Origin of the sequence: Kitasatospora purpeofusca (genome assembly GCF_034043715.1) — a bacterium.
Taxonomy (GTDB): domain Bacteria; phylum Actinomycetota; class Actinomycetes; order Streptomycetales; family Streptomycetaceae; genus Kitasatospora; species Kitasatospora purpeofusca_A.
Window position 1 is genome coordinate 25,459 of sequence record NZ_JAXCLC010000064.1, and the last position, 21,933, is coordinate 47,391.

Annotated in this window: 23 protein-coding genes; 9 read left to right on the forward strand and 14 right to left on the reverse strand. The window is 72.2% G+C overall.

Going from position 1 to position 21,933, the window contains the following annotated elements; genetic code table 11:
• Positions 1-471: 471 nt before the first annotated feature.
• The 5 genes from SM793_RS27715 (at position 472) to SM793_RS27735 (ending at position 6,966) form a co-directional block, all read left to right on the forward strand.
• On the forward strand, positions 472-2,658 hold the full coding sequence (locus tag SM793_RS27715) for an MMPL family transporter (protein ID WP_320441022.1): 2,187 nt from the start codon (positions 472-474) through the stop codon (positions 2,656-2,658).
• A 300-nt stretch (positions 2,659-2,958) separates the two neighbouring features.
• Positions 2,959-3,165 carry a cold-shock protein gene (locus tag SM793_RS27720; RefSeq protein WP_030391310.1) on the forward strand — a complete coding sequence of 69 codons (207 nt, stop codon included), beginning with the start codon at positions 2,959-2,961 and terminating at the stop codon, positions 3,163-3,165.
• 157 nt (positions 3,166-3,322) lie between these two features.
• Complete coding sequence (locus SM793_RS27725) at positions 3,323-5,017, forward strand: DEAD/DEAH box helicase (RefSeq protein WP_320441023.1); 1,695 nt, start codon at positions 3,323-3,325, stop codon at positions 5,015-5,017.
• Positions 5,018-5,398: 381 nt separating this feature from the next.
• Positions 5,399-6,154, forward strand: coding sequence for a ricin-type beta-trefoil lectin domain protein (locus SM793_RS27730; RefSeq protein ID WP_320441024.1), 756 nt, complete (start codon positions 5,399-5,401; stop codon positions 6,152-6,154).
• A gap of 53 nt (positions 6,155-6,207) precedes the next feature.
• Complete coding sequence (locus SM793_RS27735) at positions 6,208-6,966, forward strand: ricin-type beta-trefoil lectin domain protein (RefSeq protein ID WP_320441025.1); 759 nt, start codon at positions 6,208-6,210, stop codon at positions 6,964-6,966.
• Positions 6,967-6,973: 7 nt separating this feature from the next.
• Here the strand turns inward: SM793_RS27735 and SM793_RS27740 are convergent, their stop codons facing one another.
• Positions 6,974-7,633: a helix-turn-helix domain-containing protein gene (locus tag SM793_RS27740; protein WP_320441026.1), complete on the reverse strand. Its 660-nt coding sequence runs from the start codon at positions 7,631-7,633 to the stop codon at positions 6,974-6,976.
• Positions 7,634-7,778: 145 nt separating this feature from the next.
• Between SM793_RS27740 and SM793_RS27745 the strand changes: the two genes are divergently transcribed.
• Together SM793_RS27745 and SM793_RS27750 are read left to right on the forward strand one after the other, a co-directional pair.
• Entirely contained in the window at positions 7,779-8,447 is a 669-nt protein-coding gene (locus tag SM793_RS27745; protein WP_320441027.1) for an FMN-dependent NADH-azoreductase, read from the forward strand.
• 5 nt (positions 8,448-8,452) lie between these two features.
• Positions 8,453-8,776: a DMT family transporter gene (locus tag SM793_RS27750; RefSeq protein WP_045939387.1), complete on the forward strand. Its 324-nt coding sequence runs from the start codon at positions 8,453-8,455 to the stop codon at positions 8,774-8,776.
• A gap of 58 nt (positions 8,777-8,834) precedes the next feature.
• Here the strand turns inward: SM793_RS27750 and SM793_RS27755 are convergent, their stop codons facing one another.
• Entirely contained in the window at positions 8,835-9,248 is a 414-nt protein-coding gene (locus tag SM793_RS27755) for a type II toxin-antitoxin system VapC family toxin (RefSeq protein ID WP_320441028.1), read from the reverse strand.
• Entirely contained in the window at positions 9,245-9,472 is a 228-nt protein-coding gene (locus SM793_RS27760) for a hypothetical protein (RefSeq protein ID WP_320441029.1), read from the reverse strand. Before SM793_RS27760 ends, SM793_RS27755 begins: the two co-directional genes overlap by 4 nt.
• A 315-nt stretch (positions 9,473-9,787) precedes the next feature.
• Here SM793_RS27760 and SM793_RS27765 point away from each other — a divergent pair, with 315 nt between their 5' ends.
• Positions 9,788-10,099: a hypothetical protein gene (locus tag SM793_RS27765; RefSeq protein WP_266310685.1), complete on the forward strand. Its 312-nt coding sequence runs from the start codon at positions 9,788-9,790 to the stop codon at positions 10,097-10,099.
• Between the two features lie 3 nt (positions 10,100-10,102).
• Here SM793_RS27765 and SM793_RS27770 read toward each other — a convergent pair whose 3' ends face one another.
• The 11 genes from SM793_RS27770 to SM793_RS27820 form a co-directional block, all read right to left on the reverse strand.
• A complete protein-coding gene (locus SM793_RS27770; protein WP_320441030.1) occupies positions 10,103-10,894 on the reverse strand; it encodes a sirohydrochlorin chelatase in 792 nt (263 codons plus the stop codon).
• A 10-nt stretch (positions 10,895-10,904) separates the two neighbouring features.
• Positions 10,905-11,816: an ABC transporter permease gene (locus SM793_RS27775; RefSeq protein WP_320441031.1), complete on the reverse strand. Its 912-nt coding sequence runs from the start codon at positions 11,814-11,816 to the stop codon at positions 10,905-10,907.
• Positions 11,803-12,606 (reverse strand): ABC transporter ATP-binding protein, encoded by an 804-nt coding sequence (locus SM793_RS27780; RefSeq protein WP_320441032.1) that lies wholly within the window; start codon positions 12,604-12,606, stop codon positions 11,803-11,805. The genes SM793_RS27775 and SM793_RS27780 overlap by 14 nt, the downstream gene beginning before the upstream one ends.
• Before the next feature lie 161 nt (positions 12,607-12,767).
• Complete coding sequence (locus SM793_RS27785; RefSeq protein WP_320441033.1) at positions 12,768-13,940, reverse strand: aliphatic sulfonate ABC transporter substrate-binding protein; 1,173 nt, start codon at positions 13,938-13,940, stop codon at positions 12,768-12,770.
• Positions 13,941-14,197: 257 nt separating this feature from the next.
• Positions 14,198-15,544, reverse strand: coding sequence for a sulfate adenylyltransferase subunit 1 (locus tag SM793_RS27790; RefSeq protein ID WP_320441034.1), 1,347 nt, complete (start codon positions 15,542-15,544; stop codon positions 14,198-14,200).
• Positions 15,544-16,482 (reverse strand): sulfate adenylyltransferase subunit CysD, encoded by a 939-nt coding sequence (cysD, locus tag SM793_RS27795; protein ID WP_320441035.1) that lies wholly within the window; start codon positions 16,480-16,482, stop codon positions 15,544-15,546. The genes SM793_RS27790 and cysD overlap by 1 nt, the downstream gene beginning before the upstream one ends.
• The gene (cysC, locus tag SM793_RS27800) at positions 16,479-17,078 is read right to left on the reverse strand and encodes an adenylyl-sulfate kinase (RefSeq protein WP_320441036.1); all 600 of its coding nucleotides are present in this window, start codon (positions 17,076-17,078) and stop codon (positions 16,479-16,481) included. Before cysC ends, cysD begins: the two co-directional genes overlap by 4 nt.
• Positions 17,079-17,176: 98 nt before the next feature.
• Complete coding sequence (locus SM793_RS27805) at positions 17,177-17,878, reverse strand: phosphoadenylyl-sulfate reductase (protein ID WP_320441037.1); 702 nt, start codon at positions 17,876-17,878, stop codon at positions 17,177-17,179.
• Entirely contained in the window at positions 17,859-18,038 is a 180-nt protein-coding gene (locus tag SM793_RS27810) for a hypothetical protein (RefSeq protein WP_030391290.1), read from the reverse strand. The genes SM793_RS27805 and SM793_RS27810 overlap by 20 nt, the downstream gene beginning before the upstream one ends.
• On the reverse strand, positions 18,035-19,759 hold the full coding sequence (locus tag SM793_RS27815; RefSeq protein ID WP_320441038.1) for a nitrite/sulfite reductase: 1,725 nt from the start codon (positions 19,757-19,759) through the stop codon (positions 18,035-18,037). The genes SM793_RS27810 and SM793_RS27815 overlap by 4 nt, the downstream gene beginning before the upstream one ends.
• A 198-nt stretch (positions 19,760-19,957) precedes the next feature.
• Complete coding sequence (locus tag SM793_RS27820; RefSeq protein WP_310593185.1) at positions 19,958-20,041, reverse strand: putative leader peptide; 84 nt, start codon at positions 20,039-20,041, stop codon at positions 19,958-19,960.
• Positions 20,042-20,375: 334 nt separating this feature from the next.
• Here SM793_RS27820 and SM793_RS27825 point away from each other — a divergent pair, with 334 nt between their 5' ends.
• Positions 20,376-21,671, forward strand: coding sequence for a YihY/virulence factor BrkB family protein (locus tag SM793_RS27825; RefSeq protein WP_320441039.1), 1,296 nt, complete (start codon positions 20,376-20,378; stop codon positions 21,669-21,671).
• The last annotated feature ends 262 nt before the right edge of the window (positions 21,672-21,933 follow it).

Sequence of the window (21,933 nt, forward strand, 5' to 3'; positions counted from 1 at the left end):
CCGGAGTCGGGCGCCGGGGTGCGGTCCGGCGTCGTGATCGACAGTAGGGAAGCGGGTGCTGACGGGGTATCCGGCTGGCGGGGGAGTGGGCCCTGTGGTCTTCCCGGGGGTCGGGGTGGGGTTTTCCCTACCAAGCAACCCTGATATCTCCTCCTGGGGGCAGGGGAGGAAGCTCCACCTTGAGGGGGAGCCGTCTCCACCCCGAGTACGAGGTCAAACCGGTCCTCCGCACGCGAAAATGGCTCGGGGGCACTTCGCGGCGTCCCCGAGGGGGTCGCACTGCGGCAACGGGGTCACGGGGAAAACTGCTTGCCGGTCGGCTAGCAAGTGACCGTAGGATGAGTCCCTCCGAGTACTTACCTGCCGACCGGCTAGAGCTGTGCCCCGCACAGGTCGGGCCGATCCGATCCGTCGCCCGACGTCCCGTCCCCCGAGGGCTGCGGTGAACCATGCCCAGGAGGCATCACGAGCATGTTCCACCGACTAGGACATTTCGTCGTCCGTCGCGCCTGGTGGGTGATCGCGGCGTGGGTCGTCGCGATGATCGCCATCGCCGTCTCGGCCCCGAAGATCACGGCCCAGACCGACGAGGCCGCATTCCTTCCCAAGCACTACGAGTCCATCCAGGCCGCGCAGCTGCAGGAGAAGGCGTTCCCGGCGAACTTCACGCCGTCCGCGCTCGCCCTGTTCGAGCGCAACGACGGCGCCCCGCTGACGGCCGCCGACAAGGCCGCCGTGGCGAAGATCGTCCAGGGCCTCACCGACAAGAAGATCGAGCACGTCGAGCAGATCGTCCCGGTCAGCGACCAGACGACCTCCAAGGACGGCAAGTACGCGCTGGCGCCGGTCGCCATCGACAAGGCCACCCAGAACTCGGAGAAGTTCGGGGAGGTCGCCAAGACGGTCCGTGACGAGGGCAAGAAGCTCGCCGAGGGTACCGACCTGAAGTACCAGCTCGGCGGCCAGGCCGCCCAGCAGCTGGACCAGCAGGAGTCCTCCGGCGCGGCCGACGCCGTCATCGGCATCAGCAGTGTCGTCCTGGTCGCGATCATCGTCGGCCTGATCTTCCGCAGCGTGCTGGCCGGCCTCCTGCCGGTGCTGCTCTCGCTGATGATCGCGATGCCGACCGCGAACGGTCTGATCGCCTACGCCACCAAGGCGTTCGACCTGAAGTCCACCCCGGTGCTGTCGGCGATCCTCATCGTCGTCGTCCTCGGTGTCGGCACCGACTACTTCCTGTTCCTCGCCTTCCGCTACCGCGAGCGGCTGCGGGCGGGCGACACCCGGCAGGAGGCCGTGGCCAACGCCGTCGGCCGGGTCGGCGAGGCCATCGCCTCCGCGGCCGGCGCGGTCACCGTCGCCTTCGCGGTGCTGATCCTCTCCAGCCTCGGCATGTTCAAGGCGCTCGGCCCGGCACTGGCCATCGCGGTCGTCGTCACCGCCCTCTCCTCGCTCACCCTGGTCCCGGCGGTGCTCACGGTCATCCCGGCCCGCGGCGTGTTCTGGCCCGGCAAGAAGTGGATGCGCGAGCCGAGCGACGCCCGGTTCGCCGCCCTCGGCCGCGTGGTCGAGAAGCGGCCGGCCCTGGTGGCCGTCGCCTCCGGCGGTGTGCTGCTGGCCCTGACCGCCGGCGCCCTCGGCTACAACGGCACCTTCGACCTCGCGGGCAGCTCCATGCCCAAGACCGCGGAGTCGATGGTCGTCCAGGACAAGCTGGTCAACGGCTTCTCGGCCGGTGCCGCGGACCCGACGCACGTCTACCTGACGGGCGACGGCGGGGCGAAGCTCGACCAGAGCGCGTTCGCCGGCTACGCCGCCAAGCTCGGCGCCGTCCCCGGCGTCTCCGAGGCCACCGCGACGCCGCAGCTCAGCAAGGACGGCGCGACGGCGGACTTCACCGTCCTGCTCAAGCACGAGCCGTCCAGCAACGACGCGATCGACACGGTCACCGACCTGCGCAAGGTCGCCCACGCCGAGGCGCCCTCCGGCACCGACGCGAAGGTCGGCGGCATCACCGCGATCTACAAGGACATCAACCTGGCGATGTCCCACGACTACAAGCTGGTGTTCCCGATAGCGGGTCTGCTGATCCTGCTGATCCTGGCCCTCCAGCTGCGCAGCGTGGTCGCCCCCTGGTACCTGATGGCCTCGGTGGGCCTCGGCTTCACCGCGACCCTCGGCTCCTCGACCCTGTTGTTCCAGAACATCAAGGGCGAGCACGGCATGATGTTCATGCTGCCGATCCTCATCTACCTCTTCGTGGTGGCGATCGGTACCGACTACAACATCCTGATCATCGCCCGACTGCGGGAAGAGGCCCGGGCGGGCCGCAACCCGCGCGAGGCGGCCCGCGAGGCGGTGCGCCACGGCGGCCCGACCGTCGCGGCGGCCGGCTTCATCCTGGCGGTGTCGTTCGCGACCTTCATGCTCGCGGGCAACATCTTCATGCTGGAGTTCGGCTTCGGCATGGCCTTCGGCATCGCCCTGGCGGCCTTCGTGATGGCGATGTTCTTCACCCCGGCGCTCACCGCGCTGGTCGGCAAGGCGGCCTGGTGGCCGGGCCACGGTGGCGACTCCACCGTGGGCCACGGCGACGGGGCCGTGCCGGCGGGCGCGCACGGCGCCCACGGTCTGCCGGAGTCGGCCGGGCGGCGCTGACCGCCCCGCACCGCCGGTAGCGACACGGACGGCGCCCGCCTCACGGCGGGCGCCGTTTGCCCGTTCCGCCGATCCGGCAAACGTGATCTGTGTGGCAGAAACTCCCCGGTCAATCGGGGTGCGGACGTGCTAGAGTCGTATCAGTTGCAGTTTTGGTTCCCATGAACGTATGTGTGCGCCTGCTGGTACCAACCAACAGGCGCATTTGTTTTGTCCGGTGTTTCAGCCTCCGGATGGGGATCGCGGCTACTTGGGGTCCACGAGGTGTGGGCTCCGATGCCCCAGTTAGAGGAGACGGTTATGGCTACCGGCACCGTGAAGTGGTTCAACAGCGAAAAGGGCTTCGGCTTCATCGAGCAGGAGACTGGCGGCCCCGACGTGTTCGCCCACTACTCGAACATCACCGCTCAGGGTTTCCGTGAGCTGCTCGAGGGCCAGAAGGTCGAGTTCGACGTCACCCAGGGCCAGAAGGGCCCGCAGGCCGAGAACATCCGCGTCATCGGCTGACGTCAGCCTCCGCTGACGCACGATTTCGCGTAGCGAGGGCCCGCACCGCACGGTGCGGGCCCTCGTTCATGCCGCCGAACGGCCGGGGCGGCGAACTCCTTTCCGACGGCCGGACCAGCCCCTCACCGGGGGCTGTCATGCTCTGGATGGAGATCCTGTGACCACCCCTGCCCAGCCGCACCGCGACGGCGGTCGTTCCCGCAAGCCCCGCACCGGCGCCCCGCGCACCGGTGGCGCCCCGCGTACCGGTGCCCCTCGTACGGGTGCCCCGCGCACCGACGCCTCCTCCCGGCCGCCGCGCCGGAACGCCCCCCGGGTCGCCGAGTCCGCCGAGTTCACCGTGGTCGAGGGCACCCCGGCCCGTCCGCCGGCGGCGAGCTTCGCCGAGCTGGAACTCCCCAAGGCCATCCTGAGCACGCTGACCCGCCAGGGCGTCACCGAGCCGTTCCCGATCCAGTCCGCCACCCTCCCCGACTCGATCGCCGGGCGTGACGTGCTCGGCCGGGGCCGCACCGGCTCCGGCAAGACCCTCGCCTTCGGCCTGTCGCTGCTCGCGCGCACCGCCGGCCGCCGGGCCGACGCCCGGCACCCGCTGGCGCTGGTGCTGACGCCCACCCGCGAGCTGGCCCAGCAGGTCACCGAGGCCCTCACCCCGTACGCCACCGCCGTCAACCTGCGGATCGTCACCGTCGTCGGCGGCATGTCGATCACCCGGCAGGCCAACGCGGTGCGACGCGGCGCCGAGGTCCTGGTCGCCACCCCCGGCCGACTGGACGACCTGATCGGGCGCGGCGACGTCAACCTCTCCGATGTCGCGATCACCGTGCTCGACGAGGCCGACCAGATGGCCGACATGGGCTTCCTGCCGCAGGTCAGCAAGCTGCTGGAGCAGGTCGCCGAGGGCGGGCAGCGGATGCTCTTCTCCGCCACCCTGGACCGCAACGTCGACCGGCTGGTCAAGCGCTTCCTGACCGACCCGGTGACCCACTCCGTGGACCCCTCGGCCGGCGCGGTCACCACCATGGACCACCACCTGCTCCAGCTGGACCCGGCGGACAAGGCGTCCACCACCGCCCACATCGCCTCCCGCGAGGGTCGCGTGATCATGTTCGTGCACACCAAGCACGGCGCGGACCGGCTCGCCAAGCAGCTGCTGGCCAGCGGGGTGAAGGCCGCGGCCCTGCACGGCGGCAAGTCCCAGCCGCAGCGCAACCGGGTGCTCGACCAGTTCCGCGACGGCCACGTCACCGCGCTGATCGCCACCAACGTCGCCGCCCGCGGCATCCACATCGACGGCCTCGACCTGGTCGTCAACGTCGATCCGCCGATCGACCACAAGGACTACCTGCACCGCGGCGGCCGTACCGCCCGGGCCGGGGAGTCCGGCACCGTCGTCACGCTCGTCCTGCCGGACCAGCGGCGCGAGGTCAGCCGGCTGCTGACGGTGGCCGGGATCCGCCCCACCACCACGAAGATCCGCCCGGGCGACGTCGAGCTCAGCCGGATCACCGGTGCCCGCACCCCGAGCGGTGTGCCGATCACCGTGGCCGTGCCCGCCCCGGCCGCGCCGGCCCAGGCCGGCGGGGAGGGCGCGAGCGCCGGGCAGAACGGCTCCCCGCGCCGACGCGCCGGCAAGCGCTCCGGGCTGCCGACCGACGTCGACATGAACGGCAACCCGCGCCGGCCCCGGCCCAAGCAGCGCACCGGCGCCGCGGGCGGCGGGCAGGGCGGCGGCGCGTCGCGCCAGGCGGCCGGCTTCATCGGCCGCTCCTCCGGTCGGGCGAAGCCGGGCAGCGGCTCCAAGTCCGGCTCCAACTACGGCAGCGGCCGCCAGCGCCGCCAGGGCGACTGACCGACCCGGCCCTGACGCCCGGCTCCCCTCCAGCGGGGGAGCCGGGCCGTTCGCATGTGTGCTTCCGGGGGAAGGCCGCGGATCCGCGGTGACGGCGGCCGGTTGGCCGCGGCGAGCGGGCGACGGGCGAGAGGCGGCCGCCGCGGGGCCCGGTGGGTTCCGGACGGATCGTCCGGGGCCCCGGCCTGCGACCGCTCCCGCGCATCCGTTCGTACCAGCGCCCGTCCGTGGGCGGACCGTTGGCGCGATCGCCTCCCCGTGATGTTGACCGTGACCGTACATCCCCCGAGGCTTCACGCTGTCCGCACAACCGGTTACACCGTCATCACGGTTCCCGGTCGGCGGGTCGACCGGTTCACCGTCTGCGGAAGGACCTTCCCGATGCGTCGTACCTTCGCCGTGCTCGCCACCGCCCTGCTCGCCGGAGCCGCCGCGGTCACCGCCCCGGCTGCCACCGCCACCGCTGTCGAGGGCGCGCCGGCCACGCAGGCCGCGAGCCCGGCCGACAACTGCTCCGTCACCCCCGACGGCGGTAACTATCGCGGCACCTGCTCGGGCATCGACCCCATGCAGACCTGGATGCTCGGCGGGTCCTGCGCGACCTACGACATGAACAACCCCGGGATCCCGATCATCTCGCCGATGTACAACCTCGGCTGGGTCGCCGGCAACACCAGCACCATCGCCGGGTGCGGCGGCACGTCGCTCCCGTGGTCGCTCGGCATCACGTTCGGCCCCACCCCGCCGGCCGGCCCGACCGGCCAGCTCACCGGCTATGTGAACAAGTGCCTGGACGTGCGCGGCGGTACCTCCCGCAACGGCACCCCCGTCCAGATGTGGGACTGCCTCGGCAACGTCAACCAGACCTGGCGGGTCGCCTCGGACGGTACCGTCCGCGCCGTCGGCCTGTGCCTGGACCCGCAGGGCGGCGCGACCGGCAACGGCACGCCGGTGCAGATGTGGGAGTGCAACGGCGCCGTCAGCCAGCAGTGGCGGGTGCGGCCCGACGGCGCGATCGTCAACGTGAAGTCAGGCCGGGTCCTGGACGTCCGGGGCTACGACACCGCCAACGGTGCGATCGCGCAGCTCTGGGACTTCAACGGCACCGCCAACCAGCTCTGGCACGCCCCCGCCTGATCCGCGTTCCGCACCGGACCGTCCCCCTCCTCGCCACCTCCGGGAGCTTCACCGTGCGTCGTATCGCCGCCATGTTCGCCACCGCCCTGCTCGCGGCAGCCGCCGCGCTGACCGCGCCCGCCGCCCACGCCGCCGTGACCGACCCGGGCGCCGGGGCACCCGCCGCCGTCGCCGGCTCGGCCGCCGACAACTGCCCCCTCGCCCCCATCCCCGGGGGCTTCTCCGCCACCTGTACGGGCATCGACCCGCTGCAGACCTGGGGCATCGCGGGGACCTGTACAAGGTACGACTGGTTCCTCGAGGAGATCGTCTACACGCAGGCTTGGACGTCCCTGGTCACCGGCAACACCACCAGCACGGCTTTGTGCCTCGGTGGGTCGAGCCCTTGGCGGGCGATCATTGTGTTCGGTCCGACCGCCCCGGCGGGTCCGGTCGGACCGATCACCGGCTACGGAAGCAAGTGCGTCGGGGTGAAGGACGGCAACCCCGCCAACGGCACCCCGGTGCAGATCTGGGACTGCCTCGGCAACACCGCCCAGACCTGGAAGGTCGCCGTCGACGGCACCGTCCGCGCGCTCGGCAAGTGCCTGGACATCCAGGGCGGCGTGACCGACATGGGCACCCCGGTCCAGCTCTACGACTGCAACGGCGGCGGCGCCCAGCAGTGGCGGCCCCGGGCCGACGGCTCGCTGTTCAACCCGATGTCCGGTCGCTGCCTGGACCAGTACGCGTACTCCACCACCAACGGGAGCCGGATCGTGATCTGGGACTGCAACGGCGCCGCCAACCAGGTCTGGCACCTGCCTGCTTGACCTGTGCTCAGCCCTGGTCCGCGGCGTCCCGGCCCAGGGTGCCGTGAGCCAGGGTGCCCTGGCCCAGGGCGCCGTGGGCCAGGGCGGCGAGGCCGGCCGTGATCCGTTTCGGTGTGACGCCGCGCTCCCGCTGGTGGCGGAACAGCTCGGGGGCGAGCGGGGCGAGCAGCTGGTCGGCCAGGACCTCCGGGTCCGGCCGGCCGGCCTCTCGCACCAGGTGGGCGACGTGCAGCCGCCAGAAGGTGTGGGCGCCGGTCCGGTAGCGCGCCTCGCCGGTCTCGGCGCCGAGCACCAGGTGGACGTGGGTCTCCAGCAGTTCGACCATCGCCGCGTAGAAGGCGGCCAGCCGCTCCGCCGGGCGGGGGCCCGTTCCGGTGGCCGGGTCGCCGGGGCCGAGCGGCGGGTCGCCGCGCAGGAGCCGTTCCTGCAGGGCGCGTTCGTGCTCGTCGAGCAGCGCGCGGGCGATCGAGGCGCGGTCGGGGTAGCGGCGGTAGAGCGTGCCGCGGCCGATGCCGGCGGCCCGGGCGATGTCGTCCATGGTGACGGCGGCCGGGTCGCCGGTCGCGAAGAGCCGCTCGGCGGCGGCCAGCACCTTGGCCCGGTTGCGGGCGGCGTCGGCCCGTTCGCGGGGCGGCGGGCCGTCGGCCAGGGGGAGCTCGGTCGTCATGGGGAGCAACGGTAGAGCGAAGGCAGGCCCAAGGGAAGTGGACACACTGTCCGCTTCCCTTTATCGTTGGGCGCGTCGCCAAGTGGACATTATGTCCGCTTAATTCGGCGGCCTCGTCCCGCCCAGACCGCCCCGGGGGTTCACCGTGTCCCACCTCCTGCACCTCGACAGCAGCGCGCGCACCGACTCCTTCACCCGTCGCCTCGGCGCCGCCTTCGCCGACGCCTGGCGCGCCGGCGGCGGCGAAGTCACCCACCGCGACCTCGCCGCCGACCCCGTCCCGCCCGTCCGCGAGGGCTGGACCCGGATCTGCGACACCCTCCAGCGCGAGGAGATCACCGACACCGCCCGCTACCCCGAGGCGGTCCGCACCGACCAGGAACGCGCGGCCTGGGCCGTGGTGCGGCCGCTGCTCGACGAACTCCTCGCGGCCGACGCCGTCCTGGTCGGCGCGCCGATGTACAACTACGGCATCCCGTCCGCGCTCAAGGCCTGGATCGACCAGGTCACCTTCCCCCGGATGGTGCTCGCGCCGCGCAAGTTCGTGGTGGTCGCCGCCCGCGGCGGCGCCTACGGCCCGGGCACCCCGCGCGAGCCCTACGACCACCACGGCCGCTACCTGACCGACTTCTTCCGCGGCCACTACGCGGTCGAGGACGCCGAGGTGATCGCCGCCGAACTGGTCAACTCCCTCGTCGACCCCGCCCTGGCCGGGCGGCTCGGACAGCACCGCGAGTCGCTGGCCGACGCGCTGCACCGGGCCGGCGAACTCGGCACCAAGCTGGTCGGCCACCGCATCCCGAGGGAGGACTGAGCGCCGTGCCGTGGCTCTGGCTGCTGCTCGCGGGGGTGGTGGAGGTCGCCTGGGCGCAGTCGATCGAACCGACCCGCGGATTCACCCGCCTCCCGCAGAGCGCCCTGTGCCTCGCCCTCATGCTGGGCGCGGTCTACCTGCTCTCCCGCGCCCTCCAGGACCTCCCGGTCGGCACCGGCTACGCCGTCTTCACCGGCATCGGCACCGTCGGCACCGTCCTGACCGCCCTCACCGTCCGCCACGAGGTCCCGTCCCCCACCACCTTCGCCGGCCTCGCCCTGATCACCACCGGCCTGGTCACGGTCCACCTGGGGTCGGCGGGCCACTGAAGCACGGGGGGACCCGAGGGCCGCCGAACCTCGCGCGGGATTCGGCGGCGCCGCTCCGTCAGTCGGGCAGCAGCCGGAAGGCGGCGATGTGCCGAGGCCGGACGACGCTGAAGTGCCGGCGGTCCAGTGTCGCGATCTCGGTCAGGCCGAGCCGCTCGGCGACGGCGACCACCGAAGCGTCCGCTGCGCCGAGCGGGAAATCGGCGTAGATCTCGACGAGCTCGGCCATCCGCGTGAGGTCGGCGTCGGTGATCTCGGTCTGACGCAGCTCCCCGGCCGCGACGGCCCGCAGGAAGGAGGCCTCGGCCTTGCTGCTCATGTCGCGCTCAACGAGGTAACACACCTCGGTGACCACGTACGGGGTGACCAGCAGTTCGCCGGAGTAGTTGTCGAAGAACCGTGTGCATCGCACGTGGTTCGCGTCGGTGGCGGCGAGGGTGGCCACCAGAGGGCCGGTGTCGACCAGGATCACTCGTCGACTCCCCGGAGCTCGGACCTGATGATCCGCTTGGCCTCGGAGCCGAGGTCGGGGTTGGCACTCACTCCTATGGCGGTGAAGCTCAGCCGATGGCGTGGCGGAACCTCGCCCTCGCCCACCAGGCGGAGGGCGTGGCGGCGAACTTCCTCGGCCTGCTCCGGGTCCAGCCGGTCGATGAGGTCATGGAGTTCGGGGTAGTGGTCGTGGGCGACGCTCATGGCCTCACGATACTGCCGACGGGGCCGGGCCCGGGCCCGTTCAGGCGGTGAGGGTCCGGGGGCGGCTCCCCGGTCGACCGGCGCACGGAGCCTTCCATGCGCCGGTCGAATGCATTCACGCGCCTGCCGAGGTGGTTCACCTCAGGTCGCGAGGGTTCGACACTCTGCCTCGGCGTGACGGATGCCGGGCGTCACCTGTTGGTGGTGCTGGTGGTGAGCACCGCGGTGAGGTCCGGCTGGTACTGCGCCACGGCGCGGGACATGACCGTCTCCGAGCGGCGCTTGTTCCTCAAGCGGACGAGTTGAGGGTGGCACATGACTGACAACGGTGCAGAAGTCGAAGCACTGGCCGAGTTCTACGAGACGCACGAGCTGACCGAGGACGAGATCATGGCGGCCGAGCCGGCGGAGCCGCTGCCGGTGGAATCGGTGATGATCACGACATCGCTGCGGTTGCCCAAGCCCGTGATGGACGAGGTCCGACGGAGGGCGCGGATCCGGGGAGTCAAGCCGACGGCGATCATGCGGGAGTGGATCGAGGCGGCGGTCGCCGATCAGGAGGCCGTGGTCCCGCTCAGTGTGATCACCGCGGCGGTCACGGAGTACCAGCACCGGAGGGCCTCGTGAGGGTCAGGCCGTCAGGGCCCGGGGAGTGCGGGTCGCCGCGCGTGCCTCGTCGTAGCGGGTGAGGAGGAGGCGGGCGAGGTCGGGGGTGGGGGCGAGGACGTCGGCGAGGTGGTCGGCGGCGGCCTCGGCGGCGGCTTCGGCGATGCGGTCGGGGAGCAGGCCGGGGGCGAGCAGGTAGGGGGAGACCGCGACCCGCTCGACGGCCGGGACGCGGCGCAGGGCGGTGACGGCGTCGGGGACGCGCGGGCCGCCGGCCGAGGCGTAGGCGACCTCGACGGCGGCCCAGCCGCGGGTGCGGCGCCAGGCGGCGGCGACCGCCCTGGTGGCGGCGTCGGCGGCCGGGTCGGAGGAGCCGGCCGCGGCGAGGACGACGCCGGTGCGGGCGCGCGCGGCGGGGCAGGCGAGCTCCGGCGCCGCCTCGGTGAGCCGGCGGTCGAGCGCGGCGAGCAGCAGCGGTGACGGCCCCAGCACCTCCGCGAGCGGCAGGTCGGCGCAGGCCGCGCGGAGGGCGGCGGGGATGTCGTGCTTGGCGTGGAAGGCCCGGTTGAGCAGCAGCGGGACGGCGATCGCGGAGCGGTCGAGCCGGGCGGTGACCTGCGGGATCCGCGGCGCGCAGTGGTCGAGGTAGGCGGTGGCGACGTCCAGCCGGGGGCGCAGCGCGCGGACTTCGGCGACCAGGGCGGCCACCGCGGCGGCGTGCCGGGGGTCGCGGCTGCCGTGGGCGATCAGCAGCAGGGCGGGGCCGCCCGCCGCCACCGGGGTGGCGGGGGCGGCGGACAGCCGTCGTTCGGTCATGCGGGGGGCCTCACTTGACGGCGGCCAGCAGGCCGCGGTTGCGCAGGACCCGGCGCTCGACCGGGGTGAAGACCAGCAGTTCGATGGCGATGCCGACGAACAGGATCAGGATGATGCCGAGCAGGACGCCCGCCATGTCGGAGAACTCGCGCTGGTTCTCCAGGAACCGGCCGAGGCCGAGGCCCAGGTCGGGGGAGGAGGCGACGAGTTCGGCGGCCATCAGCGAGCGCCAGGAGAAGGCCCAGCCCTGCTTGAGCCCGGCGAGGTAGCCGGGCAGTGCGGCCGGCAGCAGGATGTGCCGGGCGCCGGCCAGGCCGGTGGCGCCGATGGTGCGGCCGGCCCGCAGGAACAGCGGCGGCACCTGGTCGATGCCGGCCACCAGGCCGTTGGCGATCGAGGGGACGGCGCCGAGCAGGATGACGGCGTACATCATCGTGTCGTTGATGCCGAGCCAGATGACGGCGGCCGGCACCCAGGCGACCGAGGGCAGCGACTGGAGGCCGGAGAGGACCGGGCCGAGCGCGGCGCGCACCGGCCTGACCCGGGAGACCAGCAGGCCGATCGGGGTGCCGATGACGAGCGCGATCAGGAAGCCGGACAGGCCGCGCCAGACACTGGTCCAGATGATCGAGAACAGCGTCCCCTGGTCCCAGAGGTCCTCGGCGGCCCGCCAGACGTCGAGCGGGCTGGGGAGCTTGTACGCGGAGGTGACGTGCAGGCTGTAGGCGCCCTGCCAGAGGGCCAGCACCAGCAGGACGCCGAGCAGTGGCGGCAGGACCTTCTGCCGCAGCGTCTCGGCGGTGGAGCTGCGCTGGGTGACGACCGCGTCCAGTGCGTCCAGCCCGGCCTCGACGCCGGCGAAGTCGGCGACGGTACCGCCGTGGCCCGGTCCGGCCTTGGTGGTGGTGTCAGTGCTGGCCATGGCGGCGGATCTCCCCACGCAGTTCTTCGGTGATCTCGATGGACAGGTCCGCCACGCCGGTGGACTCGATCCGGCGGGGCTGCGGGAGGTCGATCGTCCACTCCCGGGCGACCCGCCCGGGGCGGGAGGAGAGCAGAACCACGCGCTGGGCGAGCCGGACGGCCTCCCGCACGTTGTGGGTGACGAAGAGGACGGACAGCTTCTGCTCGGCCCAGATCCGGGTGATCTCGTTGTGCAGGACGTCGCGGGTGATGGCGTCGAGGGCGGCGAACGGCTCGTCCATGAGCAGCACCTGGCTGCCCTGGGCGAGGGCGCGGGCCATCGCGACGCGCTGGCGCATGCCGCCGGACAGCTCGTGCACGCGCTTGCCGTAGGAGCCCTGGAGCCGGACGAGGTCGAGCAGGCGCTCGGCCTCGGGGCGGCGTTCGGCGCGGGCGACCCCGGCGAGCTTGAGGGCGAGTTCGATGTTCTTGCCGGCGGTGAGCCAGGGGAAGAGCGCGTGCTCCTGGAACATCAGCGCGGGGCGTCCGCCGGGGACCTCGATGCTGCCCGCGGTGGGCTTGTCGAGGCCGGCGACCAGGTTGAGCAGGGTGGACTTGCCGCAGCCCGAGGCGCCGAGCAGCGTGACGAACTCGCCCGGGGCGACGTCGAGGGTGATGTCGTCCAGGACGTGGGTCTGCGCGCCGGGACGGCCGAAGGTCTTGTGCACGTGCGAGATCCGGACGGCGGGGGCACCGTCGAGGGTGCCGACGCCGCCGGCGTCGTTCGAGGTGGTCAGTGCCGGGCTCATTCCGGGCACCTCCTGCGTGTGTGGTCTGGCGTCTGGTGTCGAGGGAGCGGGACCGGGGTCCGGGCCCCGCCCGGCCGTGCTCGGGGCATCGAGCGGGTATCGGACGGACGGGCGGGGGCCGGACCTCGGAGTTCGGGCGCGGTACTGCGGTACGGCGGGCGCTACTTGGCGCCGAGGCCGGCGTCCGCGACGGGGCTCTGCCCCTTCTCCTTCAGCACCTTGTTGAGCAGGGTGAGGTCGTAGATGCCGTTCAGGTTCGGCTTCTTGAGCAGGCCCGCGGTGACCGCGTTCGCCGCCTCGGTCTGCAGGGTGGCGGCCAGCGGGTCGTCCAGGAAGTCGATGTCGGCCCAGGCCGGGTCGAGGACGGCGGGCTCCAGGGCGTTGCCGGCCTCCTTCTTGATCGCCTCGTTGGCGGTGGCCTTGGCCTTGTCCGGGTTGGCCTTGATGTAGGCGTTGGTGCTCGCCGAGCCGCGCAGCACGGCCTCGACCACATCGGGGTGCTCGGCGAGGAACTTCTGCGAGACGATGATGTTGGTGATCACGAACTTCTTGTCCGGCCAGATGTCCTTCTCGTTGAGGAGGACCTTCGCCCCGAGGGTGACCAGCTTGGAGGCGGTCGGCTCGGGCACCCAGGCGGCGTCGATGGAGCCCTGCTTGTAGGCGTCCGGGGTGACCTTGTTGTCGGTGCGGACCACGCTGACGTCGCCGGCGCCGGACTGGGCGTCGACCTTGAAGCCCTTGCCGGCCAGGTAGTTGAGCAGGGCCACGTCCTGGGTGTTGCCCAGCTGCGGGGTGGCGATCTTCTTGCCCTTGAGGTCGTCCAGCGAGGTGACCTTGTCCGGGTTGGCCACCAGCTTGACCCCGCCGGAGGCCGAACCGCCGATGATCTTCAGCGACTTGCCCTCGGACTTGGTGAAGCCGTTGATCGCCGGGGAGGGGCCGATCCAGCCGATGTCGATGGAGCCGGCGTTGAGCGCCTCGATCTCGGCCGGGCCCGCGTTGAAGACCTGGGTCTTGATCTGGGTGGCGCCCAGCTCCTTCTGGAATATGCCGTCCTGGAGGCCGACCAGCGGGGTGCCGTGGGTGAGGTTGGCGAAGTAGCCGATCCGCACGGTGTCGGCGGACAGCTTCGCGCCGGAGGCGGAATCACCGGCGGGGGCCGCGGTGTTGGTCTTCTTGTCGTCGTTCTTGGAGCCGTAGCCGCACGCGGAGAGCAGTGCGACGGCGGTGAGGCCGGCGACGGCGGCGACGGCGGAGCGTCTGATCCGGCCGGCGAGGGGGCGAGTGCCCGGATGCGGGTCGTGGCCGTGCGACAGTGCCTGGTTCGGTGCCATGGTGAGTCCTGTTCGCGGACGGACCGTCAGGAAGCGGTCTCGGGGCGGAAGTTCGGTCAAGATTGTGCTTGCGGCACCCGTGCGGGTGCCGGGCAAGCCGGGCCGGCCCGCGGTGTCGCGGCAGTCGGCCCGGTGACAGGGCGCTTCTCAGCCCTGTCGGCCCGCACATCGCGTCAGGCCGCCCTGGCCGCTGCCGAGGACGCCGCTGCCGATGCGGCCGCCTTCCTTGTCCATGCCCGAGAACGCCTCGCTGGGCATCAGACCCAGTCCTCCTCGTCGGGTTCGTCGCCGTCGGTGCCGGTGCTGCCCGCGGTCCCGAAGGCCTCGCCCGCCATGCCGGCGGTGAGAGTGGCGCCGTCGGCCGGGTCGATCAGCAGGAACGATCCGGTCCGGCGGTTGTCGGTGTAGTCGTCGAGCGCCAGCGGCTCCGCGGTGCGCAGCACCACGTGGCCGATGTCGTTGACGTTCAGGCCGTCGGCGCCTGAGCGCCGCTCCAGCGTGTCGATGTCGATCCGGTAGCCGATCTCCTTGACCAGTGCCCGGACCGTGCGGGTGGTGTGCTTGAGCAGCACCTTGTCGCCGGCCCGCAGCGGACGCTCGTTGAGGTGGCTGACGGTGGCCTCGATGTCCTTGGTGGGGACGGGGGCCGGGCCCGCCGCGATGAGGTCGCCGCGGGAGATGTCGATGTCGTCGGCCAGGCGCACGGTGACCGACTGGGGGGACCAGGCGATGTCCGCGGCGCGGCCGAGCACGTCGATACCGGTGACGGTGCTGGTGTGGCCGGAGGGCAGCACGGTGACCGGGTCGCCGACCCGCAGTACGCCGGAGGCCAGCTGGCCCGCGTAGCCGCGGTAGTCCGGGTGCTCCTCGGTCTGCGGGCGGATCACGTACTGGACCGGGAAGCGGGTCGGTTCGGCGCTCGGGTCGTTGCCGACCGGGACCGTCTCCAGGTGCTCCAGCAGGGTCGGGCCGCCGTACCAGTCCATGTGCGCGGACGGTTCGACGACGTTGTCCCCGGCGAGCGCCGAGATCGGGACGGCGAGCACGTCCCCGATGCCGAGCGAGGCCGCGTAGGCGGTGAACTCGGCGGCGATGGCGGCGAAGACCGGCTCCGCGTAGTCGACCAGGTCCATCTTGTTGACGGCCAGCACGACGTGCGGCACCCGCAGCAGGGCGGCGACGGCGGCGTGCCGGCGGGTCTGCTCGACCACGCCGTTGCGGGCGTCGACCAGGACGACGGCCAGCTCGGCGGTGGAGGCGCCGGTCACCATGTTCCGGGTGTACTGCACGTGCCCGGGGGTGTCGGCGAGGATGAACCGCCGCCGGGGGGTGGCGAAGTAGCGGTAGGCGACGTCGATGGTGATGCCCTGCTCGCGCTCGGCGCGCAGGCCGTCGGTGAGCAGCGCCAGGTCGGGCGTCTCCTGGCCGCGGCTGAGGGAGACGCGCTCGACGGCCTCCAACTGGTCGGCGAGCACCGACTTGGAGTCGTGCAGCAGCCGGCCGACCAGGGTGGACTTTCCGTCGTCGACGGAGCCGGCGGTGGCGAAGCGCAGCAGCGAGGTGGCGGTGCCGGTCTGGGGCGTGCCGATCGGGGTGGTGCTCATTAGAAGTATCCCTCGCGCTTGCGGTCTTCCATCGCGGCCTCGGAGAGCTTGTCGTCGGCCCGGGTGGCGCCGCGCTCGGTGAGGCGGCTGGCGGCGATCTCGGCGATGACGGCCCGGATGGTGGTGGCGTCGGAGTCGACGGCGCCGGTGCAGGACATGTCGCCGACGGTGCGGTAGCGGATCAGCCGCCGCTCGACGGGCTCGTCGTCGCCGGGCCCGCCCCACTCGCCGGCGGTCAGCCACATGCCGCCGCGGGCGAAGACGTCGCGCTCGTGGGCGTAGTAGATCTCGGGGAGGTCGATGGACTCGCGCTCGATGTACTGCCAGACGTCCAGCTCGGTCCAGTTGGAGAGCGGGAAGACGCGCACGTGCTCGCCGACGGCGTGCCGGCCGTTGTAGAGCGACCACAGCTCGGGGCGCTGGCGGCGCGGGTCCCAGGCGCCGAACTCGTCGCGCAGGGAGAAGACGCGCTCCTTGGCGCGGGCCTTCTCCTCGTCGCGGCGGCCGCCGCCGAAGACGGCGTCGAAGCGGCCCTTCTCGATGGCGTCGAGCAGGGGGACGGTCTGCAGCGGGTTGCGGGTGCCGTCCGGGCGCTCGCGCAGCTCGCCGCGGTCGATGAAGTCCTGTACCGAGGCGACGTGCAGCCGCAGGTTGTGCTCGGCCGCCACGCGGTCCCGGTAGGCGATGACCTCGGGGAAGTTGTGACCGGTGTCGACGTGCAGCAGCGAGAACGGGATCGCGGCCGGCCGGAAGGCCTTGAGCGCCAGGTGCAGCATGACGATGGAGTCCTTGCCGCCGGAGAACAGGATCACCGGGCGCTCGAACTCCCCCGCGACCTCGCGGAAGATGTGCACCGACTCGGCCTCCAGCGCGTCCAGGTGGGACAGTGCGTACGGCGTGTCGTCGGTACGGAGCAGGCTGTCCGTCGCGGTGGTCATGCCAGGCCCCTCTCGGTCAGGAAGACGTGCAGTTCGGCGGCGGAGTCGGCCACCTCGCGCCCCTGGGTCTGCAGTCGCAGCTCCGGGTTCTCCGGGGCCTCGTACGGGTCGTCGACACCGGTCAGGCCGGAGATCTCGCCGGCCGCCTGCTTCGCGTACAGCCCCTTGACGTCGCGCTCGGCGCAGAGCTCGACCGGGGTGGCGACGTGGATCTCGAGGAACTCGGTGCCGTTGGCGGTGTGCCGTGCGCGGACCGCCGCCCGGGAGTCCGCGAACGGGGCGATCACCGGGGCGAGCACCTTGACGCCGTTGGCGGCGAGCTTCTCGGCGACGAAGCCGATCCGGGTGACGTTGGTGTGGCGGTCCTCGCGGCCGAAGCCGAGGCCCTTGGAGAGGAACTCGCGGATCTCGTCGCCGTCCAGGACCTCGACCTTGTGGCCCTCGGCGCGCAGCCGGTCCGCCAGGGCGAAGGCGAGCGTGGTCTTGCCCGCGCTCGGGAGCCCGGTCAGCCACACGGTGGCGCCGCGCTCGCAGGGACCGGCCGAGGGGGCCGCCTCTGCGGCTCCGGCGGCGGCCGGGGTGTCGGCTGTGGTCACGGTGGAAGTCCTTAGAACGGGGTCGGCGGTGGTCTGCGGTGGTGAGCGGGGTGCTGCGCGGTGGTCTGCCGTGTTCTACGGCGGTCGGCGGATCGGGGCTAGAGGTGGATGCCGCACTCGGTCTTGCCGGAGCCGGACCAGCGGCCGGCCCTGGCGTCCTCGCCCTCGCCCGGCTTGCGGGTGCAGGACAGCGGCGAGCAGCCGATCGAGGTGTAGCCCTCCCACAGCAGCGGGTTGAGCAGCACGCCGTTGGCGTTGACGTAGGCGTCCACGTCCTCCTGCGTCCAGCGGGCGATCGGGGCGATCTTGACCTTGCGGCGCCGCGGGTCCCAGGAGACCACCGGGGTGTTCGCGCGGGTCGGCGACTCGTCGCGGCGCAGTCCGGTGGCCCAGGCGTCGTAGCCGCCGAGGCCGCGGTTCAGCGGCTCGACCTTCCGCAGCGCGCAGCACTGGTCCGGGTCGCGGTCGTGCAGCTCCGGCCCGTACTGGGCGTCCTGCTCGGCCACGGTCAGCGCCGGGGTGAGCGTGATGACGTTGACCGGCATGGTCGCGGCCACCGCGTCCCGGGTGCCGATGGTCTCCGGGAAGTGGTAGCCGGTGTCCAGGAACACCACGTCCACCCCGGGGAACACCGAGGAGGCCAGGTGCGCGACGACCGCGTCCTCCATCGAGGAGGTGACGCAGAAGCGCTTCCCGAAGGTGTCGGCGGCCCAGCGCAGGATCTCCCGCGGGTCGGCCTCCTCCAGCTCGCGGCCGGCCCTGGTGGCCAGCTCCTCGAAGTCAGTCGTCGTGCCGGTCACTCCGGTTACCCCCATTGCTCGGTGACAGCAGGCCGAGGAACTTCAACTGGAAGGCCCGGCGGCATCCGTGGCATTCCCAGGCGCCGTGCCCGGCCTCGGACGGGCGCAGGTCCTCGTCCCCGCAGTACGGGCAGAAGAACGGGGCGGCACGCTCGCTCACGACAGCTGCTCCTCGTCGGCCCGGGCCGCCCACTGGGCGAAGCGCTCGCCCTCGGTGCGGTCCTCCTGGTACCGGGTCAGGACGCGCTCGACGTAGTCGGGCAGGCCGTCCTTGGTGACCTTGAGGCCGCGGACCTTGCGGCCGAAGCCGGCCTCCAGTCCGAGCGCGCCGCCCAGGTGCACCTGGTAGCCCTCGACCTGGTTGCCGTGCTCGTCCGTCACCAGCTGGCCCTTGAGGCCGATGTCCGCGACCTGGATGCGGGCGCAGGCGTTCGGGCAGCCGTTGATGTTGATGGTCAGTGGCTCGGCGAACTCGGGCAGCCGCTGCTCCAGCTCGTCGATGAGCGTGCGGCCGCGCTCCTTGGTCTCGACGATGGCGAGCTTGCAGTACTCGATGCCGGTGCAGGCCATGGTGCCGCGGCGGAACGGCGAGGGGGTGACCCGCAGGTCCAGCGCCTCCAGGCCGGCCACCAGGGACTCGACCCGGTCCTCGGCGATGTCGAGCACGATCATCTTCTGCTCGGCGGTGGTGCGCAGCCGGTCGCTGCCGTGGGCCTCGACGAGGTCGGCGATCTGCCCGAGCAGCTTGCCGTCGACCCGGCCGACCCGGGGCGCGAAGCCGACGTAGTAGCGGCCGTCCTTCTGCCGGTGCACGCCGACGTGGTCGCGCCAGCGGCCGCTCGGCTCGGCCGGGGCGGGGCCGTCGACCAGCTTGTACCCGAGGTACTCGTCCTCCAGCACCTGGCGGAACTTCTCGGTGCCCCAGTCGGCGACCAGGAACTTCAACCGGGCGCGGTTGCGCAGCCGGCGGTAGCCGTAGTCGCGGAAGATGCCGATGACGCCGCCGTAGACGTCGGCGACCTCGTCGAGCGGGACCCAGGCGCCGAGCCGGACGCCGAGCTTGGGGTTGGTGGAGAGGCCGCCGCCGACCCAGAGGTCGAAGCCGGGGCCGTGCTCGGGGTGGACCACGCCGACGAAGGCGATGTCGTTGATCTCGTGGGCGACGTCCAGCAGCGGCGAGCCGGAGACGGCGGACTTGAACTTGCGCGGCAGGTTGGAGAAGTCCTTGTTGCCGATGAAGCGGCGCTGGATCTCGTCGATGGCGGGGGTGCCGTCGATGATCTCGTCCTCGGCGACGCCGGCCACCGGGGAGCCGAGGATGACGCGCGGGGTGTCGCCGCAGGCCTCGGTGGTGGACAGGCCGACGGCCTCCAGCTTCTGCCAGATCGCCGGGACGTCCTCGATCCGGATCCAGTGGTACTGGACGTTCTGCCGGTCGGTCAGGTCGGCGGTGTTGCGGCCGTACTCCTCGGAGACCTCGGCGACGGCGCGCAGCTGGGCGACCGTCAGCCGGCCGCCGTCGATCCGGACCCGGAGCATGAAGTACTCGGCGTCGAGCTCGTGCGGGTCCAGGATCGCGGTCTTGCCGCCGTCGATGCCCTCCTTGCGCTGGGTGTACAGCCCCCACCAGCGCATCCGGCCGCGCAGGTCGGCCGGGTCGATCGAGTCGAAGCCCCGCTGGGAGTAGATCGTCTCAATACGTGTCCGCACATTGAGACCGTCGTCGTCCTTCTTGAACTGCTCGTTGGCGTTCAAGGGGGTGAAGTGGCCCATGCCCCACTGGCCCTCGCCGCGGTGACGGGTCACCTTGCGAACCGCGGCGGGGCGGCGCGCGGGGGCGCTCTCGGCCTGTGGCTCGGCGGTCTCGGGAGTGGTGGCCATGGTGAAGTCCTTCGGGGCAGGTGGCTCTGACGCCGGGTTGGTCACGGGGCGTGCTCGACCCGGCGAAGCTGCTGTGACCTGCGGGTTTCTCAGGACCGGGAGAGCATTCGCGGCGGCCGGGCGGGCGCCTGCGCATCCGCTTCGACGGGGATGGCGGTGAGGTGGCGCCGGGTGCGGTGGGAGGCGGCGGGGTTGGGCTCAGGTCACCGGACAGATGGCGCTGGACACGCGAAGGAGATCGACGTGCAGTCGACCTACTAGGGTGGTTCCGGCGCTCGGCATGGCAAGAGATTCGCACGGAGCACGACTCGAGGTCCACTAACGTCCGTATTTTGGACCTCCTGGTTTCGGATGGCGAGATGTCGGAGCGTTCCCGCCGCTCCTGCCGACCGGGCCGACGGCGCCCCTTCTTTTCCGTCCCGCCGCCGCCCTGTCGCCGAGCCGCCGCCGAGCCGCCGCCGCGCCGCTGGGGCGCCCGCGCCGCGCCCGTGCCGCGCCCGTGCCGCGCCCGCGCACCCGTCTGTGCCGTGCCCGTGTGCCCGTCCGTGTCGCGTCCGTGTCGCGCCCGTGCCCCGGGAGAGCGGCCGACCGGTCCGGGCCCGATAACGTTGGCCCTGTGCAAGCAGCAGGCGAAACGACCCGGTCGACCCCCGAACGCCCCTCCCGTCGTCGGGGCAAGGGTTCCCGGCGGGCGGCCAAGCAGGCCACCTGGCGGACCACCGTCTGGGCGCTGGTCAAGGACACCACCAACACCTGCGTCGAGTACCGGGTCACCGGGCTCGCCGCGGAGGCGGCGTTCTTCACCCTCCTCTCCATCCCGCCGCTGCTGCTCTGCCTGGCCGGCACCCTCGGCTACCTCGACGACTTCCTCGGCGCGGGCACCATCGACAAGCTGAAGGCCGACATCGTCAAGGCGGCCGGCACGGTGCTCTCGGACTCCTCCATCACCCAGGTCGTCCAGCCGCTGCTCCGCCAGGTCTTCGACCAGACCAGGCCGGACCTCATCTCGATCGGCTTCCTGCTGTCGCTCTGGTCCGGATCCCGGGCGCTCTACATCTTCATCGACACCATCACGGTGATGTACGGGCTCGACGGCAAGCGCGGCATCGTCAAGACCCGGCTGATGTCGCTCGGCCTCTACCTCGGCGCGCTGGTGATCGGCTCGCTGGTGCTGCCGCTGCTGATGGCCGGGCCGGGGCTGGTGACCAACGCGGTGCCGGAGAGCGGCGGGCTGATCAACGCCGCCTACTGGCCGTTCGCGATCCTGCTGCTGATCGTCTCGCTGACGACGCTCTACCACCTGGCGGTACCGGTCTCCACGCCCTGGCGCGAGGACATCCCCGGCGCGCTGGTCGCCCTGGTGGTGCTGGTCTTCTGCAGCGTCGCGCTGCGCCTCTACCTGGTCAGCTCGATCGAGGGCCACTCGGTGTACGGCTCGCTGGCCGCGCCGGTGGCCGTACTGCTGTGGATCTTCGTGGTCGCGCTCGCGGTGCTCATCGGCGCCGCCATGAACGCGGCCATAGACCGCCGCTGGCCCACCCTGGAGACCGCCGACGCCCGCGCCGAGAACGAGCGCGCGCACGAGGAGGCCGCCGCCGCCGTGGTCCGCGAGGTGGCCGCCCGGCGCGCCGTCGAACGGGCCCGCCGGGCACGCGAGCTGGGCCTCGCCGAGGGCGGCGAGGAGGAGTACTGGGAGGAGGACGGCGAGGACGCCGACGTGCCCTCCGAGTACCCCGAGCGGTGGGCCGACGTGCTCGCGGCCGACAACGTCCGCGGCCGGATCACGGCGCGCGGCGGCGGTCCGCACCACCGGCCGGCCCCGCCGCCGCCGGACAGCGACCGGCCCACCGCGCCGCCGCCCGAGTACCCGCTGCCGAGTCGCCCGCCGAGCCCGCCGTGGGACCGGCGCTGAGCGCAGGGGCGCCCGGAGCCGCAGGTGGTGTGCAGGTGGTGTACGGAGCCGCAGATGGTGTACGGAGCCGCAGCTGAAAAACCGGTTGGCAGGGCCGGTGGGGCCCGCTAGCGTGTTGGGCGTCCGGTTCGGGCGGCGTGGTGCGCCGTCCGAGGAGAGAAAGCAGGAGGTGAGTCTCGTGGCCACGATTGCCATGACGGCTGCCCTGGGCAGCGACCGCGTTCACCTCTCCCTGCCGGCCGCCGGCTGACGTAGCCCTTCG

Coding starts and splice junctions, on each gene's coding strand:
- SM793_RS27715 (WP_320441022.1), top strand. CDS start 472: ATGTTCCACCGACTAGGACATTTCGTCGTCCGTCGCGCCTGGTGGGTG.
- SM793_RS27720 (WP_030391310.1), top strand. CDS start 2,959: ATGGCTACCGGCACCGTGAAGTGGTTCAACAGCGAAAAGGGCTTCGGC.
- SM793_RS27730 (WP_320441024.1), top strand. CDS start 5,399: ATGCGTCGTACCTTCGCCGTGCTCGCCACCGCCCTGCTCGCCGGAGCC.
- SM793_RS27740 (WP_320441026.1), bottom strand. CDS start 7,633: ATGACGACCGAGCTCCCCCTGGCCGACGGCCCGCCGCCCCGCGAACGG.
- SM793_RS27760 (WP_320441029.1), bottom strand. CDS start 9,472: ATGAGCGTCGCCCACGACCACTACCCCGAACTCCATGACCTCATCGAC.
- SM793_RS27765 (WP_266310685.1), top strand. CDS start 9,788: ATGACTGACAACGGTGCAGAAGTCGAAGCACTGGCCGAGTTCTACGAG.
- SM793_RS27770 (WP_320441030.1), bottom strand. CDS start 10,894: ATGACCGAACGACGGCTGTCCGCCGCCCCCGCCACCCCGGTGGCGGCG.
- SM793_RS27775 (WP_320441031.1), bottom strand. CDS start 11,816: ATGGCCAGCACTGACACCACCACCAAGGCCGGACCGGGCCACGGCGGT.
- SM793_RS27780 (WP_320441032.1), bottom strand. CDS start 12,606: ATGAGCCCGGCACTGACCACCTCGAACGACGCCGGCGGCGTCGGCACC.
- SM793_RS27785 (WP_320441033.1), bottom strand. CDS start 13,940: ATGGCACCGAACCAGGCACTGTCGCACGGCCACGACCCGCATCCGGGC.
- SM793_RS27790 (WP_320441034.1), bottom strand. CDS start 15,544: ATGAGCACCACCCCGATCGGCACGCCCCAGACCGGCACCGCCACCTCG.
- cysD (WP_320441035.1), bottom strand. CDS start 16,482: ATGACCACCGCGACGGACAGCCTGCTCCGTACCGACGACACGCCGTAC.
- SM793_RS27815 (WP_320441038.1), bottom strand. CDS start 19,759: ATGGCCACCACTCCCGAGACCGCCGAGCCACAGGCCGAGAGCGCCCCC.
- SM793_RS27820 (WP_310593185.1), bottom strand. CDS start 20,041: ATGCCGAGCGCCGGAACCACCCTAGTAGGTCGACTGCACGTCGATCTC.